The sequence below is a fragment of the Mycoplasma sp. 2248 genome (genome assembly GCF_034863245.1).
GTDB lineage: Bacteria > Bacillota_I > Bacilli_A > Mycoplasmatales > Metamycoplasmataceae > Mycoplasmopsis.
Genome location: NZ_JAYFFC010000011.1, coordinates 1 through 17783, shown reverse-complemented (window position 1 = coordinate 17783; position 17783 = coordinate 1). Strand labels below are relative to the sequence as shown.

The following is a 17783-nucleotide window of genomic DNA, read 5'->3' as shown; positions in this document are numbered from 1 at the left end:
ACATAGATAAACACTCTATGTGCTTTTATTTTGCGAAAATAAAATCCTAAATTTTATGTAAATTTTCCATATTTTTAAGCAAACTTTTCGAATAATATAAGGTAGATAAATCAAAGGAGTATAATTAAAATAACCAAATTATTAAGGAGGTTATATGTCAGGTATTATTATTGCTGTGATTATAATTGTCGCAGTGCTTGCCGTAGTAATGCTTGTGATTACAAGTTGTCTTTCAGTGAGAATTGTTAGTGAAACTAACTTCTGTATTGTTGAAAGACTTGGTAAATACAAGAAAACAATGACTAAGGGTGTAAACTTTATGGTTCCTTACATTGATAAAGTCAGAGTTAAAAATAACTTTAAGGAAAAAGTTTTTGACTACCCTGCTCAACATGTTATTACAAAAGATAACGCTACTATTCAAGTAGACACAACAGTATATTTAAAAATCTTTGATCCAAAATTATTTGCTTATGGAGCTGAAGATCCATTTTTAGCTATTGAGTTTTTAACATCAACAACACTTAGAAACTTAATCGGTGAACTTGAACTTGATGAAGCATTAACATCCAAGAAATTATTAACGCTAAGTTAACTAAAATCTTAGATGAAGCTTCAGATGCTTGAGGAATTAAAGTAAAAAGAATTGAAATTCAAAACATTATTCCACCAAAAGAAGTTCAAGAAGCTATGACAAAACAAATGCAAGCTGAACGTATCAAGAGAGCTCAAATCCTTGAAGCTAGCGCTGAAAAAGAAAGTAAAATTCTTAGAGCTCAAGGGGAATATGAAAGTACAATCTTACGTGCAAAAGCAGAAAAAGAAAGTATGATTGAAAGAGCGACAGGTAAGAAACAAGCGATTGAACTTATTACAACTGCAAACATTTCAACTGAATACTTACAATTACAAAGTATTGAACAATTAGAAAAACTTGCAAATGGTCATGCTACAAAAATCATTATTCCACCTAACTTAGCAGATGTTGCTAAATCAATGTCAGTCGCAAAAGAAGTTTTAGATTTACCTTCTAGAGAAGAAGTTAAAGCAAACAAATAGAAATTAAAAATGAACAGTGTAATTATTAAAAACACTGTTCATTTTTTGATTTTAATTATCCAGCATAAGGAGCAAATAAGATAAGCGAAATTGCTATATTTATAAGAATAATTCAGAATAGAGAAATTCTTCTTTTAGCTAAGTAATATGAACCTAAAATACCTATTGGTACATAGATTTTTAACAGAATATTTTTGTATCCCACAAAATAATTATTGCTTGTCCATCCTGCATAACCTTTAGAAGATGAATTAAAGAAAATTTCAGGTACATAAATAGAGATGAATAATTGAATCGCAAGAGCAATAATTATTCCTGAAACAATTGGTTTCATAATGATCAACATATTAGCAATGAAAGTATTAGTTTTAAATTTTTTAATATACTTCATTGCAATTACCATAATGATAATAGCTGGTAAGCAAAAAATTACATAAGTTAAGAAAACTGCTATATAACCTCATCATTGACCAGATGCAACTAAGTAACCTGTGAAAAAAGCAAATTTAGTTGACACAACACCAGGTGTAGTGTTCGAAATTGCAAACACATTATTGATTGCATTTTCATCAATATTTGCTCCAAAAACTTGTGCTAAAAAGTTTCACAATCATTGGAATATCGGCATAAAAACTTGACCACCACCAAAGATTGAAAGCGAAATTAAAATTAAAAGAGGTAAGCAAACTAATAAAGCAGTAAGTAGCATTATTTACCTCCTTTTTTAATGAAGGTAATCCCATTTTCCTCAAGCGATTTATTTAATGATTGCTTATTGATAAAGTGCTTTTTATTTACTAAAAAAATTACAGCAAAGACAAATAAGATAATTACAATTGAGAAAATTGGTAAATTGTAAGGTGATGGAACAAACAAGGAAACACAAATTGAAAAGAGCATAATAATTAATCAAACTGGTAATTTGAGTGATTGTTTAGATTGCTTTATATATCTTTGTGCAAATGCAATCAGAAAAGCAATAATTGAAACAAGTACACCGACTGAAATTATTTTTAAGTACTCGCTAGGTATGTATCTAGTCAAGATAACTAAGAAAATAAATGCAAATATTACGTGAGGCAATATTCCAAATAAAGTAACTAAGGTTCCCTTAAATTTACCTAAAAGACTTATAGATATATATGAAAGTGTTTGGATAACCGAAGCACCTGGGAGCATATTTGTAACAATTACAATATCATCCATTTCTTCGTTAGTTATTCATTTTTTATTATCAACTGCTTCTTTTTTAATAACTGGTAAAAGGGCATTACCTCCACCGAATCCAATAAAAGTAACTTTGATAATAAATCAAAATAATTCTCAAGAACTAACTTTTTTCTTATTTTTATTCATTATGTCTCCTATTTATTTAGCAATATTTTATAGTTTTTTCAAAATAACTAAACAATAATAACAGTTTAATGATTTTTCACATTAATTCAGATGAATTTAAGAATTTTTAAGATTTTTTATGACTATAAAATAAATAAAATGCTATTATATATTTGCATCAGTCGACAGCTGCATTTTATGTAGAGGAAAGTCCGTGCTAACACCATCTGCGATGATGGTAGTGATCGTGCTAAGCCAAATAAGCTTAGGTTATGCATTATGTGTATAAACGACTAGTGCCACAGAGACGAGAAATATGAAACGGGTAAACTCCACGAGTTAGAAACTCAAATTTTGGTAGAGGAATCATTATTTTAGAACTGAATAAAATAATGGAGTGACATTAAGTCATTAGATAAATTGTCGACCTAGACAGAACACGGCTTATAGATGCAAGCATTCAGGCAACTGAATGTTTTTTTATTTAATATAAAAAATCCACCAAATGATGGATTAGTTAAATATTTGATTTACTTGTTCTTTGATGTGTTCATCAACGTGATTTGGTTCAGTTTGATTAATTGGAGAAACTTTTGTTCCAAAGTATTTAATTTCTTTCGAATCATTACCTGTTAAGAATTTAAATGTTCCTTTTAATCAATCAGAGTGATTGCCTCAAGTGTATCAACCTTGTGGTGCACCTTGAGTTGAAACTATAACTGTATTTAAGTTAGTTAATAAAGGAATTGCATCACCTTGCTTTGAGTATTTGTAACTAAATGTTTTATTAGCAACTGAAATAGCATCGATGAAATTTTTAACTATGACACTAGGTCCAAAGTTAATCATTGGGTTTGAAATGATTAATAAATCAGTTTCTTTAAGTTTTTGAATTCATCTATCTGACTCAACATCTGTGTAATAAGTTGTAAATGTTTGCTTAGTTAAAAAATGTTCATTTAGCTTTGTAGTTGATAAGTCCACTCTTTCGATTAATACATTTTCTTTTGATTTAAGTGCTTCTTCAATGTAATTTAAAATGTTAGTTGAGTATGATTTTTCATTTTGTAAAAGATTTCCATCTAAAATTAATACTTTTTTCATATTTTCCCCTTAAATTTTATAAAAAGTTAATATTTAGTTATTTTTTAGCTTAAAAAATAACTTTTTATATTAGTTATATTTTAACAAACTTTTAAAAATAGGTATGATAAAACGCAAAAATAATATAAAAAGTTGGCATTAATTAACAAATACCAACTGTAAAAATTATTTAGTAGAGTAACCAAATTTTTCAAGCGCATCTGCATCATCGATTCATTTTTTAGCTATCTTAACTTTTAAAGTTAATGAGGTAGGAATATCGAATTGATGTGCAATTTTCTTTCTAGCAACTGTACCTATTTTTTTGATTTTTTCACCGTTTTTACCTATAACCATACCTTTTTGAGAAGCTTTTTTAACATAGATAATTGCATCAATATCTAATCTATCTTCAGATTCTTCAAATTCTAGAACCTCAACAGCAATTGAGTGAGGTAGCTCTTCATAAAGTTCATTAATTGCAGATTCACGAATGATTTCTTTTGCTATAAAACGCATAGATTTGTCTGTGATGTATTCAGGATCATATTGAGCTTCACCATCATAAGCGTATTTTTCAATTTCACTAATTAAAGCGCTAATTGATTTAGGATCGTTTGCATCAGTAGACATAATTGTTTCAAAACCGTGTTCTTTAAGCTCTTTGATTTTATCAAGTAGCTTTTGAGGATCTTTTTTAATTTTGTCAATCTTAGAAATAACAGCAATCTTGTTTTTTACGTGCTTGATTTTTTCTAAAATCATTTCATCACCTTTACCAATTGCTTCATCAGCAGGAGATAAGAATAAAAGAACATCTATGTCTTTAGTTGCATCATAAGCATTTTTGTTTAAAGCTTCACCAAGTTTATTTTGTGGTTTATGGATACCAGGTGTATCAATGAAAATGATTTGTAAATCATCTTCTGTATAGATACCTGTAATTTGGTCTCTGGTTGTTTGAGCTACATTAGTAACAATTGCAACATTGTAGCCGATAATAGCATTAAGAAGACTACTTTTACCTACGTTTGGTCTTCCTAAAATACTTGCAAAACATATTTTCATAATTATTTAATTGTAATTTCTTCAGCTCTGATGCTGTATGGAACTAATTCTTCAACTGTGTTAACTCTTAATTGTTTTCCATCATTACTGTATTGGTAAACTTTTGCATCAAGAGGCATAAATTCAGTCATAACTTGTCTACATCCAGCACAAGGGCTAATGATTTCATTTTTTCCACTAATAATGTGAATTTCTTTAAATGTTCCAACTTTTCCACCGTATGCTACTGAACCAAACATAGCACTTCTTTCAGCACATAAACCTGATGGATAAGCAGCGTTTTCAACGTTAACTCCATAATATTCTTTCCCATCTTCTCCGATCAAAATTGCTGCTACTGGGAATTTTGAATATGGTGTATAAGTATATTTAAGTAAATCTTTTAATTTTTCAAATGTCATATTTGTACCTTCTTTCCTTGTTATTTTTAAAGGATTAAAAATATCATCAACCATTTTATTCATTTGAATTCTTTCTTCTTCAATTTCGTGGTCATATCCTGCTAAGTGGACTAATCCGTGAGTGAATAAGTAGCAGAATTCTCTTTTAATTGAGTGTCCAAAATATTTTGCTTGTCTTACAACTTTGTTTCAACAAATAACTAACTCTCCCAGATGAATAAATGGAAGTTCGTCATACATAGAACTATCATCAAATCCAAATGAAAGGATGTCAGTTACATAATCTTTGTTTCTGTATTCTTTGTTTAATCTCTTAATTTTTTGAGGAGAAACTAATGAAACATCAACAATGATTTGTTTTTTTATACCAAAGTATTCTGCAAAATTTTTGATAATTTGCTTCATTTCTTTTTCAAAAATAATTGCATCTTTAATTTTTGAATTAATAGTCAATGATATTTTTGTCTTTTTCATACTTTATAATTATACTTTAAATATGTAAACATATTTAGTTGAAGCAAATAAAAAAACTTGAAAATTAATCAAGTTTAGTAATTTAATTTAATACGTTTTTTAGTTTCGAATTGATAATCAACTGCTCATAGCTTTCCGTCAGTGAATTGAAGTGGTAATCCATTTGGAACTTTGTGTTTTGTAGCATAATAAATTTTGACTCTTTTGTTATCTAAAATAACATAAGCACCCGGGTTCGATGAGAATGCTCTGATTTTATTAAATGCTTGTTCAACTGATAAATCGCTTGTTATGAGTGCATCTTCTTTTAATAATTTTGGACTTAAAATGACTTTTTCTTCATCTTGAACAATTTCCTTAAAATCACCTTTAACATAGTCTACAAGTCATTTTGTGATATTTTCAGTAGCTAATTTTGATAATTTTACAAACAATGTATCAGATGTGTCTGTGTCTTCAATTGGAATTGAAACCATTTTAATAATGTTACCTGCGTCCATTTGTTTTGTCATATACATTAATGAAAGTCCGGTTTCTTTATCTCCATAAAGAAGTGAATATTGAATAGGTGCAGCACCTCTATATTTAGGTAATAGTGAACCGTGAATATTAATTGAAGCTAATTTCGGAAGAGCTAAAACTTTTTCAGGAACATATTGACCAAAAGCACAAGTTAGTAAGATATCAAAATCTAATTCTTTAAGTTCGTCATAAATTTGTCCGATTTTTTCAGGTTGAAAAAGTCTAATGTTATATTTTTGAGCTAATAATTTTGTAGGAGTAGGTAAAAGTGCATAACCTCTATTTGCTGGTTTATCAGGCTGCGAAACAATTCCTACAACGTCAAAGTTTTTGATAACTTCCTCAAAAATAGGAACCGAGAACTCCGGTGTTCCTGCTAATAAAATTTTCGTTTTATTCATTTTTCTCCTATCCGATTGAGATTTCCTTGTAAATTAGCTCTCTCATAACTTCAACGATTTTAGTAAGCATTTGTTCAGTTAATTTAGTTGTTGATTTACTATTTTCATTAATTTCTTTTAAGTGTGTAAACATTTTTTCAGATGTAAAGTATGTTCCAAAGAAAGTAATTTTATTATTGATTGATCTTTGTTCTAAAATTTCCATAATTACTGAATCTCAGAATCAAATACTTAAGTTTTTAAGTCCAATTTCATCTAAAACTAACAAATCAACTTCACTAAGCTGTTTTTTAATAAAATCAATGTCATTTGAGTTTTTCTTATCAAATGTTTTTTTGATCTCTTGGTCTAAATCATTTATATTGATGTAAGCAACAGTTTTGTTATCTAATGCAAAAGAATTTGCGATTCTTGAAAGTAAATTACTTCTTTGAGATTTTCTTACTCCAGAAATTAAAAGCCCCTTCATTGATAGTTCATTGTGTTCTTTTAATTTTACCTTTAACTCTTCTACATATTTGTGTAAGTCAATATAGTCTTCATCATTTATAACTACATTTTCAATAACTTCATCATTAATTGGTTCACTGATGTCTGTGAAAATTAAGTGATTTTCTAATCTTAATTTTCTACCTTCATCATTATTTGCTATTTTTCTGACTAACTGCAATTTACCATTTTCATCTCTTAAAAAATAATTTCTAATAGGTAGATTTTTATCGATAGTTCTTTGCTTATAGTAATCAATTAAATGAACAAAATAATCTCAAATTTCCTTATCTGAGATATTTAATTCATCTATTAGTTGTGCTAATATTTCTTTTTTCTTGATATCAGCAATAATCTGTGCAGGATCTATTTTCAAGTTTTTATCTAGAAAAATTCTTCAATCTAGATTTTGATTATTGTTTGTCATTAATTAAGTCTCCAATTAATGTTTAAGTGCATTCTTGAAAGCTTCTTTTTCATGGAAAATTTTTTGTTCTTTTTTATCTTTAAATTTTCCATCAAAATAAGCTTCGATTGTGTCGAATCTCATAAGACCTGCATTTTTAATTTCAACCATCATTGAGTTTGCATGTTTAAATCACTCGTTAGGAGTTGAAGATTTTTCTTTAGAAATATATAAAACATAGTTAATGATTTTTGAATCAGTAAATTTGCTAATTCATTCATCTAATTTGTTTTCAATTTTTTCATTTCTGAAACCATATGAAATTGATTTATAGAAATCTCTTGTGCTTAATTTAATTAAAGCTTCATATTTATTTGAATACTTATATTCGTTTAATAAACTAATAGGCTCTAACATAGAAAAATCAACTGGTGCAAAATCGGCATTTTGTTGTCTTAATTTACCTAAATTAATTAAATTGTCAACAAATTCATTCTTTGGATATTGAGCTTGCTCATTCTCATTATTAAATACATCAAAGAAACTTGCTGAAACATCTTGAATGTGTGGTGTTTCGATGATGTTTGATTTTTTCAATCTATTATTAACTTTAATTTTGAAGTATGTATCACCGATTTTAGATTTCAACATTTCTGAAATTAAATGGTTATTTTTAATACCAGCTGCATTAAGTGGTTTTTGAATACTAAAGATAGTGATTTTTTGTTCATCATCTCTTAAAGTATCAATTAAACCAACGGCTTCAAGTTGTAATCTAGCTTGATTTAATCTGTTTTCGTGCATATTTAAGAATGTAGTTAGAGTTAAAAAATCATAGCTACTTCTTTTGTATTTGCTATCTTTAACAATATCTAATAAATATTGGTAAAGAAAAACAGGGTCAGCACCTAAAAATGGACCGTAAAATTCACGTAAATTACTAAGGTCCTCCATTGTTATTTCGTTAACTTTTTCAACTGCGAAATATTGATAAATCATCGGTGCTTCCTCCTGTTTTTTCTTGTGTTTGAAATTTTTGGTACTCTAATTTTACTTACTTATTTTTTTAGCTCCAAAAATTCTTTTATTTTTTCTTTACTATCTCTAATATTAATAGGGATATGCACAACCTTTTTTGACCTAAAAAAATCTTTTGTGTCTCAATTGTAGTTGTTTTGGTTGTCTAAAATTTCTTTTGTAAAGTTATCCACACCCCTAATTTTTAAGAATTTTGTCCTATTTTCTTCATCTATTTGCATATGATAGACTGTAGAGAAAAAGATTGAAAAATCGACTATTTTTGTATATAAAATTGGTATTTCTACAAAATCGTACTGATTTGCTTTAAGGTGCTCAAAAATTACTTCAAAAACATACTTTTCAAGTATTTTTAAGTTATTTGGATTTAAACTTACCCATTGCTTAATAAACGGTTTTCAAACTTGATTATTTTTGATTAAAAAACTACCGATTTTATTGTTAATTTTGTTGATAAAATCAGTATTTTTTTCATATAAATCGTTTACAAATTCATCAAGATTTAATGTTTTGTAACCTAATTCTCTTGCAGTATTTAAAAAGTGTGTTTTACCAGAGCAAATTTTACCTACTATTGCTATCATAATTTAGCATACTTTCTTTTAATCTAACTAATTCAAGTTCATCAAGAATAGACATTGCATTTTGTAGATTAAGTTTTAATAAGTAGTTATCTTTTGACTCATTAAAATCTGGAACATTTGTATATAACTGAGCCATTTTATAACAGAATAGCCCTTGGTCATATCCGGATTCTAATTTTGTAATAATTGATTTTGTAAAATTATCAGCTCAAGTATCTTTTTGTTCATATAAATTAATGAAACTTTTGTATTTATCAAGAATACTGATAGCAGTTTTTTCTCCAATACCTTTAATACCTGGTAAGTTATCGCTGCTATCTCCTGCTAAACCTTTATAATCAGGAACTTGATTTGGATAAATTCCATATTCTTCAGGATAAATATCTAATGTTAATAAATCAAATTTATTTTTTTTAGGTCTCTTAATAATAACTGATGTGTGTTCATGAATTAATTGATGTAAGTCTCTGTCTTTTGAAAAGATAATTTTCTCTTCTCCTTGAGCGACATTTTTAACATAAGTTCCGATTAAATCGTCAGCTTCATAACCGGTTTGCTCTTTTCAAGGAATTTCTAAAAGAGTTAACATTTCTTTAATTTTGTCCATTTGGACAAATAATTCAGATGGAGCTGAAGCTCTACCACTTTTGTATTCATTAAAAGCTTCGTGTCTGAAAGTTTTTCCTTGACTATCAAAAGCTATAAAAATGTGTGTTGGATTAAATTGGTTGAATATTTTGAGAAGTTGATGGAAGAATAAGTTGATTGCATTAGTAGGGAAACCTGTTGAACTTCTTAAAATGTCATTAGGATTTCCATAATATGTTGCATAAAATGATTGAAAACTTAAGTAGTTTCCATCAACTAATAAATGTAAGCTTTTCTTATCCATTATCTACCTCTTTTCAATCACTAAAGTTATAAAATCCTTTACTAATTTTGATTAAAATCAATATTTTTCTAGGTCTTGTATCATTAAGAATTTCAATAGCTCTATTATTGAAACCAAAAACTGTTACAGATTTTGTTGAATCTGTTACTGATAATCTAGGTCTACCTTTAGCATCCTTAGTCACTTTAGTTAACATGACTTCAATTCACTCATATTGATCTGTAAGCTGATCTAATGTTAATGTATTGTGTTTGTTTGAAATATTTGAATTTAAGTTATAAATGCTTCCTAATAATTGAGATTCATATTGAATTTGTTCATTTAAATCACTTGGTATGAGTTCAAATTCAATTTGCTCAATATTTTGCATTTTTATAAACTCTTGGAGTTGTTGTTTTTTGTCGCCTTCAATTTTCTTATATGAAGCAACAAATAAATCATTAAGTTGCTTGCAAATGATTAGTCCATTTAATAAAGTTTGCATTCCATAAAATTCTCTAAATGCATTAGCTTTAATAAGTGTTTCAATATTTGACTCAGTTACGTTTCCTAAATTTCTTAATCTAAGATATGCAACTATAAAGTTTTCATATTGACCATTTTGATTTCTTTCTTCAAGTATTTTTTCAACAGCACTTTCGCCAATTCCTTTAATCATATTGAATGGTAAATAAAGTTCATTATCAACAATTTCAACCATATTTGATGAATTGTTAATTTCAGGTGATTGAACTTTTATGTCTTGATCACTAGCTTCAACAGTGTATTTTTTGATATTTTGCTGGTCTGATGATGAATTCGAAATTAACACTTTATAGAAAATAAGTGGGTAGTTCGCTTTATAGAAAGCTAACTTATATGAAATTAATGAGTAAGCAACAGCGTGTGATTTATTAAATCCATAAGCAGCGAATTTTTCAATATTTGAATAAATTTTTTCTAATAAGTCTATAGAAATATTGTTTTGTAATCCACCTTTGAAAAATTCAGCTTTATAGCTATGTAATAGCTTTTCATCTTTTTTAGAAATTGCTCTTCTAAGTAAATCAGCTTGAGCAAAAGACATATTTGCAACCTGCTGTGCAATTTGCATAATTTGCTCTTGGTAAACAATAATTCCAAATGTAGGTTTAACAATTTGATCATATAGTGGATGAATTGTTTCGATTCTGTTATGGTTTTGTTTATTTTTACCATATGTACCAATAAATTCCATTGGACCAGGTCTAAACAACGAAACAATTGCATAGATATCATCAAATGAATCAATTTTAACTTCCTTAATTGTTCTTTGCATTCCTATTGATTCAAGTTGAAAAATTCCATTTGTATGTGTGTTATTAAGTAATTTTTTAGTTTTATCTTCTAATTGAACTGAATAACTATCTCCTATGACTTTTTCAAAAGTCTGTTCAGGTTCTAATAAATCTTCAATTTCTTTAAGAATAGTTAAGTTCTTAAGAGCTAAAAAGTCAATTTTAATAAGACCATATTTTTCTAAATGGTTTAATGTAAATTGAACTTGTTGAATTAGCCCATTATTGTAAATTGTAGGAATAAGTTTATTAATTTGTTGGTCACAAACGATAATACCGGCAGGGTGTGTTCCGATTTGTCTTGGTAAGCCTTCAATTTTTGAAGCATACTCGTGTAAGTTAGGATATTTATCTACATATGATCTATATTTTGGATTAGTTTCATAAGCATCAACAAGACTTAAGTCAGTTGACTTAATTGCATTACAAATTTTTTCAACTTCTGAAAGTGGTACATCTAAGTATCTGGCAACATCTCTGATGCTGTTTTTTAGTGCTAAAGTTTGAAATGTTGTAATTAGAGCAACATTTTCTTCTCCATATTTATTTTTAATGTATTCTAAAACTTCATTTCTTCTGTTATCTTGAATGTCAATATCAATATCAGGAAGAGAAACTCTGTCAATATTTAAGAAACGTTCAAATAGCAATCCAAATTCGAGTGGATTAATATCCGTGATTCCTAATATATAAGAAATAATTGACCCAGAAGCACTACCTCTACCAGGTCCTACTTCAATTTTATTTTTCTTAGCTCAAGCAATTGCATCTTGAATAATCAAAAAGTAGTTAATAAAACCTAATTTAGCAATAACAGAAATCTCATAATTAACTCTATTTACAACAACATCTTCACCGAATTTGTAAATAAGTTCTTTAGTTCTATCATTAATTAATAATTTTTTAAATTCTGCTGCTGCATTGTCTGAAAATTTAGCTAATTTAATTGAATTATTAGGTTTAGAAACATTGCAATTTTGTGCAATGTATAACATATTTTTATATACATCTTCGTGAAGATCTTCTCAATCTTCTTCATCTAAATATTCATTATATGTTTGAGTTTCTTCGTTAATTGAACCAATTTTTTGAATAACTCTGAGGATTTCATTATCCTCAAAATTTAAAACTTTTTTAGCTGGTGCATAGACAGTTTGATATTCAAGTGGAGTTTTATTATTTAAATAAAAATTACTTAAATATTTATCAACTGCAATACCTTTAGCCCTATGTCCTAGGTATTGATGGTCAATAATGAAAATATCTGAATTATCAAGTTCATAGTATGAAACTTCTTTACCTTCAGATTTAGCATAAATAAGTTGATTAATAAAAGTGTATCCATTATTGTTTTTAGCTAATGCAATAACAGTAAATCCTTGTGATAAATCAAGTTCAATACCAATAAGCGGTTTGATATTAAACTTATCTTGCATATCTCAATAATATTGCAATGCATATAAGTTTTCTTTATCTGTTAAAGGTAAGAATTCTAAATTATTTTCAACTGCTAATTTAATGAGTTTTTCAACTCTAATAGCAGAGTTTAAAAATGAATATTCAGTGTTTGTGTGAAGATATATTTTTTTCATATTTAAATTATATTTTTCTTTTATTAAACTAACAGAAAATACCTGATTTTTTTAATTGAATATATCTACTAAATTCATAAAAATTTCATTAATCACTTATTTTTTTGAGTTCATAAAATCAATTTTTTGAATTTTAAAAGCAAAATGTGTAAAAAAATATGAAAAATAAAGTTTTTTATAAAAAATTACATAAAAATAAGATATTAAGATTAATAAGGAGTACAATCAAGATATATAGACATTTTAAAAATTAAAAATGTCAGTCAGGGGTGACTATGTTTAAATTTAGCAAAATTAAAAATAAGTTTAAGAAATTATTTCTAGGGTTATCACTTACATCAATTGGAATTGGTGGTGCGTTTTCTATAAGTGCAAATACAAGTGATATTGCAGAAATTAGAGAAGAACAAAAAGAATTGGAATTAAAAAAATACTTAAAATGTTTGGAAGTATTTAATGATCAATTAAGACCCTTTAGCAAGACATTATTTTCAGATATTCATAAAAAAATGGGAATAGATAATTATATTAACAATCCAGAAGTGGTAAAGAATACAGAAAAAATCAAGATTGGTATTATTGATCTAGGTTTTGTTAATCCCTACCTATTTTTGGGTCGACCTGAAAAAGTGAAGTTATATTTACCAACTTATAGAGGAAACCATAACGAAGAAAGGTTAGCAGTTGATGTTGTAACTGGTAATAATATAATTGATGGTAATTATGACTCCCTAAAAAAAGCATTATCTAAAAATATAAGTGATAATGTTTCTAGAAATTCTGATTCGACTAACAATATGAAGTTCTCTGAAAGAATACTATATGAATTTTTCAATTCACATTCTACACAAATTTCTAATTTAATAGCTGGTGATTCTGGTATTTTAAAAAATGCAGAAATTCACAGTGCTAGTTTAAATAGTTTCACTTATTATAATGATTCTAGAAATGTTGCATTTTATGATTATAAGAAAAATGAAGTTGTTAGAATAGCGAACCCTGATTTAAGAACGAATGAATGAAAAAAATATTCAGACGATCATTTTTATTCTGATTTAAAATCACTTGATTTAATTATAAAGAAGATGCTTGCATCTAAAGTTAACATTATTAATATTAGTGTTGGTTTACAAAGCTTAATGTATAACAGTACAGCTTATAAAGAGTTTTTGAAAAATCTAACAAAACCAGATGAAAATGATACTGCTAAAAAACCTAAATATAAAAATCTGGATGAATTTTGAAAAATTTGTACTGAATTTAAGTGACATTCAAATACTTTTCAAAAGGAACGTCCTGAAGAATTTGAAAAGTTTAAAAAGACATTAATGAACTTGAAACATGAATTTCTATTTGAAATATACCAAAATAATAAACACAAATTTAATCCATTTAAACTTGCTCTTATGTATCCAGGACATCCATTATTCACTTATTTTGATAACAAGAATGATTTTAATAACTGAGGATATAGAAATAACTACATAGAAAAAGTACTTTCATTAGATAGAAATAGATGACATTACTCTAAGTTAAGTGGAATGATAGATGAATATGCAAATAAATATAATGTGAAGTTTTTCATTTCAGCAGGAAATTATGAAAGAGCAAATCTTTTATTAAGATATATAAATACATATACAAATGAGTGAGAAAATAATTGAAAATTACGTTGAAAAATGAATTTCAATCTTAAGGATCAACAAAGTTTTGGATTTATTAAAACTGCACATAATGCAATATATGTTGGTGCGATAGATAGAAAAGGAGAGTTTATGAATTTCTCTGACCAAGGAGCTTTTGATATTAGTGATTTTCCACTCATTGTTAATTATGGCTCTGAAATAGGTAATAAAAATATCTACTATTTTGACTCACCTTATTCAAAATATTTGATTCATATTTATAAGAAGAATTTCATTGGTTTAAGAGGAACGAGTTTCGCAACTCCGTTAGCTGCCAGTTTGGTAGGGTTATATTGCGCTTCAGAGAATAAAAAACCAGGTAAAATAAAGATAAGAGAATTGAGAGCAGCCCTGGCTTCATCATCATTCTATACTGATAACTACCCAACTTATGGATATACACCAAATTTTATGAAAGACATTGATTTAATATATTCAATGAATGATGAACCGATACAAAGTTTACATGATAACAATGCTAGATCTGTGACAGGATTTGGATCTGTTAATTTTGATGTATTGAGAGACACACTAAATAACAAGATATATCTTAATTTACCAAGCAAAAATGACGAAAAAGTACCTCTTATAAAATTAAAGGAAAATAAAAAAGGTTTAACAATTAACTTTAATAAAAATAAGAAAAATAAAAATATTTATGAAGATTTATTAATAAAAAATAAAGATACCATTAAAAAGATTTTAGAGATTGACATTAGTGAAAAAATAATTAAAAAGAATATGAGATTAATATTATCTTGAGATATGCTTGATTTTAATATCAATACTCGCGATTATCGTGAAAATGGTGTTAATATATCTGATGATTTCTATTTAAAAGAAGCAAAAAAAGAATTGACTAATTTATTTGATTTTGAGCTTGAAATTGATTCATTAGTTGGAACTTGATCAAATATTGATGTCAAAGAAAAAACACCATTTACTTGATTAAAAAGCGAAGGTACAGATTCAACGATAGAATTTATAAGAATAAAAGAAGCTGATTTGAAATACGCTCAAAAAATAAAGGTTTATTTGAAACCGAAATCACATGCAAAATACAATGAATTAGTTGACTATAAATATAAATTAATAAACAAAATTTTAAATGATGGATTACTTACTATAACTATATCAGGTGAAACTGATGCGTAAAGCTTTTTTATTATTAACAGTAGGTTCTAGTTTATTTATACCCTTAATTTCTTCAGTCAGCTGTTCAGAAGAAGATGAAAGTAAGTTTTTCACAAAAGAAGAAAAAAAGATAATATGAGGGGGTCAATATAAACCTGAAGAATTTTTTAATGAGTCTTATTCGCTGATAAGTGAAATTAATCAAACAAATGAACTTCAAACAGAAATTAAAAAGATTATTGAAAATATATCTATATATTTAAAGAATTTGTTGTTCTCAAATTCCAATGATAATAAAAATGAATCGTTGATCAATTTTGTCAATGAAAGAAATAAAATTCAATTTTTGATTTCATCAACATTAAATTCAATTGAAGAAAAATATGCGTTATTGAAACAATTAATAGATCCAAATACAGAAAAAGAGCAACCAAAATCTGAATACGAATCATTTAAAATTGAAAAGTTAAATGAACTAAAATCTAAATTATCTCAGTATATGGCTGAAACTAATTTTAATGAAACAATTTTAAACAATGGGTTGGATATAATTAAAAAAATAAGCAATGAAAAAACTCAAAAATATAACTTGAGCAGAAAATTTAAAATTAACTTAAAGTCTTTTAAGAATTTTTATAAAAATTTTGAATGAACATTCGGCAACTCTATATCTAAGTTTGAAAAAGATATTTTCCAAAACAGAAGTGATCAATTTTGATTTTCTGATATCTTATTAACAACATTAAACCATAAAGTTGTGAATAGAATATTTTCAGAAACCACAAATAGTAAAACAAAAGAAGAATTTGTTAAATTAGCAGGTAAATTTATAGATTTCTGAAAATTTAACTATGAAGAAGATAAATTTATTAGTGATCCTAATTTATTAAGATTAATTAAAAATGCAAATATTTGATCAATTAATTATTGAGACTCACTAAGCATAAGCAATGAATCAAGCAATAAGGTTGAAGTAGATTTAATAAACAATAAAAAATACTTTTTCGATCAATTGATTTTTAACAACTACAAATTCAATAAAAATGAAGCTATTCAAATAATTAAAAAAGTATTGGAACTTATGCCGTCTGAGAAAGAATTTGAAGTAGATTCTTCAGAAAAAGATGATCGAAATATATTCCCTGATTGGATAGTAGATAGAAGTGATATTTGAGTCAAAGAGTGAGCTACTACTAAATTTTGAAATTATTACAATAACATATATTTAAATGATATCTCTAGAAAATGAGAAGAATCAAATTTTTGATCTTTAAATACACTAAATACAAATGGTTTCAAAAATCCACAAAATAGAAAATCACAATTCTATAATAATGTAATGAACAAGCGTTTAGAAGATCTTAACCAAAATATCACAACCTTATCAATTGCGCTTGATTGATTTAATCCTGATGAAGATATTTTAATTTGGTATGACCCAGAGGATGGTATTGATAATTGGGTTGCTAATTCTAATATAAATCCATTTAATAATTTATATGTAAAAAATAATAAAGGTAATAAGGTTTTTATTAAAACTCCTAAAAATATTTATTCAACTTTTATGAATAAATTTTTGAGAATATGTCAGTTTATATTGAGGTTTTACTGAATGCTTCCTTCATCTATTTTGGATCTTGAAGGTTTAAGTCATTATGAAGAATTAATTGATTTAGCTAAAATACCAAAAGAATTACTTGAAAAGTCATCTGAAGATATGAAAGAAATATGAGCTGAAATACAGAGCAAACCAGACTTTACTAAGGAAGATATGGAATGATTTAAAATATCTTATTACTTATCTACTTATGGAGAAAATGTTGAATATTTAAAAGAACCAGGGTTGGAAGGTTTCAAAAGAAAAATAAGACAAGGCGACTATTCGCATTTGGGTAATTTATATAATATTTCATATTCATTTACAGAAGATGAAATAAATAATATTAAGCAAAGATATTTCTCGGCTGACGAAATGATGAATTCAAACAATAATAACAACGAATTCTATGAATTAATTGAGCAATTGCAACATATTAAAAATGTAATCGAGACAAGTAGGAACAACAAAAGTTCAAATCATAAGTTTTTCAAACATTTGAAAAATTATGCTGCTAAAAATATTAATTTTAATGAATGATTAAAATTAACAGAAAATCAAAACAATTATTTTAGTGATGATGTTAAATCTAAAACTAATTACCAAATCGATAGAACAATTGAATTTCTCAATGAATTAATCGGCATTCTTAAATATAATTAAAAAAATACAAGCAAATAATTACAGTTTCAGTTGTAATAATTGCT

General features: G+C 26.8%; 13 protein-coding genes, 1 other RNA gene and 1 pseudogene. 4 read left to right on the top strand and 11 right to left on the bottom strand.

Translation table 4 applies throughout. The features are described from left to right. Positions 1–154 precede the first annotated feature (154 nt). Positions 155–1059: pseudogene (locus VBM91_RS02945) on the top strand (SPFH domain-containing protein). A 55-nt stretch (positions 1060–1114) separates the two neighbouring features. Here the strand turns inward: VBM91_RS02945 and VBM91_RS02940 are convergent. Further along, on the bottom strand, positions 1115–1768 hold the full coding sequence (locus tag VBM91_RS02940) for a chromate transporter (protein ID WP_323188434.1): 654 nt from the start codon (positions 1766–1768) through the stop codon (positions 1115–1117). Continuing rightward, complete coding sequence (locus tag VBM91_RS02935; protein WP_323189222.1) at positions 1768–2415, bottom strand: chromate transporter; 648 nt, start codon at positions 2413–2415, stop codon at positions 1768–1770. Before VBM91_RS02935 ends, VBM91_RS02940 begins: the two co-directional genes overlap by 1 nt. Before the next feature lie 153 nt (positions 2416–2568). Between VBM91_RS02935 and rnpB the strand changes: the two genes are divergently transcribed. Next, positions 2569–2846, top strand: an RNA gene (gene rnpB / locus VBM91_RS02930) — RNase P RNA component class B. 61 nt (positions 2847–2907) lie between these two features. On the opposite strand, the gene VBM91_RS02925 is transcribed toward rnpB, so the two are convergent. The 9 genes from VBM91_RS02925 to dnaE all read right to left on the bottom strand — a co-directional run bounded on the left by VBM91_RS02925 (position 2908) and on the right by dnaE (position 12660). After that, positions 2908–3498 (bottom strand): FMN-dependent NADH-azoreductase, encoded by a 591-nt coding sequence (locus tag VBM91_RS02925; RefSeq protein ID WP_323188436.1) that lies wholly within the window; start codon positions 3496–3498, stop codon positions 2908–2910. A gap of 165 nt (positions 3499–3663) precedes the next feature. After that, entirely contained in the window at positions 3664–4545 is an 882-nt protein-coding gene (gene era, locus VBM91_RS02920; protein ID WP_323188437.1) for a GTPase Era, read from the bottom strand. 2 nt (positions 4546–4547) lie between these two features. Continuing rightward, the gene (gene cdd, locus VBM91_RS02915; RefSeq protein WP_323188438.1) at positions 4548–5420 is read right to left on the bottom strand and encodes a cytidine deaminase; all 873 of its coding nucleotides are present in this window, start codon (positions 5418–5420) and stop codon (positions 4548–4550) included. Between the two features lie 74 nt (positions 5421–5494). After that, a complete protein-coding gene (gene fmt / locus VBM91_RS02910) occupies positions 5495–6343 on the bottom strand; it encodes a methionyl-tRNA formyltransferase (RefSeq protein WP_323177403.1) in 849 nt (282 codons plus the stop codon). 7 nt (positions 6344–6350) lie between these two features. Further along, complete coding sequence (locus VBM91_RS02905; protein WP_323177404.1) at positions 6351–7259, bottom strand: hypothetical protein; 909 nt, start codon at positions 7257–7259, stop codon at positions 6351–6353. A 15-nt stretch (positions 7260–7274) separates the two neighbouring features. Then, the gene (locus VBM91_RS02900; RefSeq protein WP_323177405.1) at positions 7275–8237 is read right to left on the bottom strand and encodes a hypothetical protein; all 963 of its coding nucleotides are present in this window, start codon (positions 8235–8237) and stop codon (positions 7275–7277) included. A 59-nt stretch (positions 8238–8296) separates the two neighbouring features. Next, positions 8297–8860, bottom strand: a complete 564-nt coding sequence (locus VBM91_RS02895) for a dephospho-CoA kinase (protein WP_323188439.1) — start codon at positions 8858–8860, stop codon at positions 8297–8299. Beyond that, the gene (locus VBM91_RS02890; RefSeq protein WP_323188440.1) at positions 8841–9752 is read right to left on the bottom strand and encodes a 5'-3' exonuclease; all 912 of its coding nucleotides are present in this window, start codon (positions 9750–9752) and stop codon (positions 8841–8843) included. Before VBM91_RS02890 ends, VBM91_RS02895 begins: the two co-directional genes overlap by 20 nt. Beyond that, positions 9745–12660 (bottom strand): DNA polymerase III subunit alpha, encoded by a 2916-nt coding sequence (dnaE, locus tag VBM91_RS02885; protein WP_323188441.1) that lies wholly within the window; start codon positions 12658–12660, stop codon positions 9745–9747. Before dnaE ends, VBM91_RS02890 begins: the two co-directional genes overlap by 8 nt. Positions 12661–12935: 275 nt before the next feature. Between dnaE and VBM91_RS02880 the strand changes: the two genes are divergently transcribed. Together VBM91_RS02880 and VBM91_RS02875 are read left to right on the top strand one after the other, a co-directional pair. Next, positions 12936–15500, top strand: a complete 2565-nt coding sequence (locus tag VBM91_RS02880; RefSeq protein WP_323189221.1) for a S8 family serine peptidase — start codon at positions 12936–12938, stop codon at positions 15498–15500. Next, positions 15493–17739 carry a hypothetical protein gene (locus tag VBM91_RS02875; RefSeq protein ID WP_323188443.1) on the top strand — a complete coding sequence of 749 codons (2247 nt, stop codon included), beginning with the start codon at positions 15493–15495 and terminating at the stop codon, positions 17737–17739. Before VBM91_RS02880 ends, VBM91_RS02875 begins: the two co-directional genes overlap by 8 nt. The last annotated feature ends 44 nt before the right edge of the window (positions 17740–17783 follow it).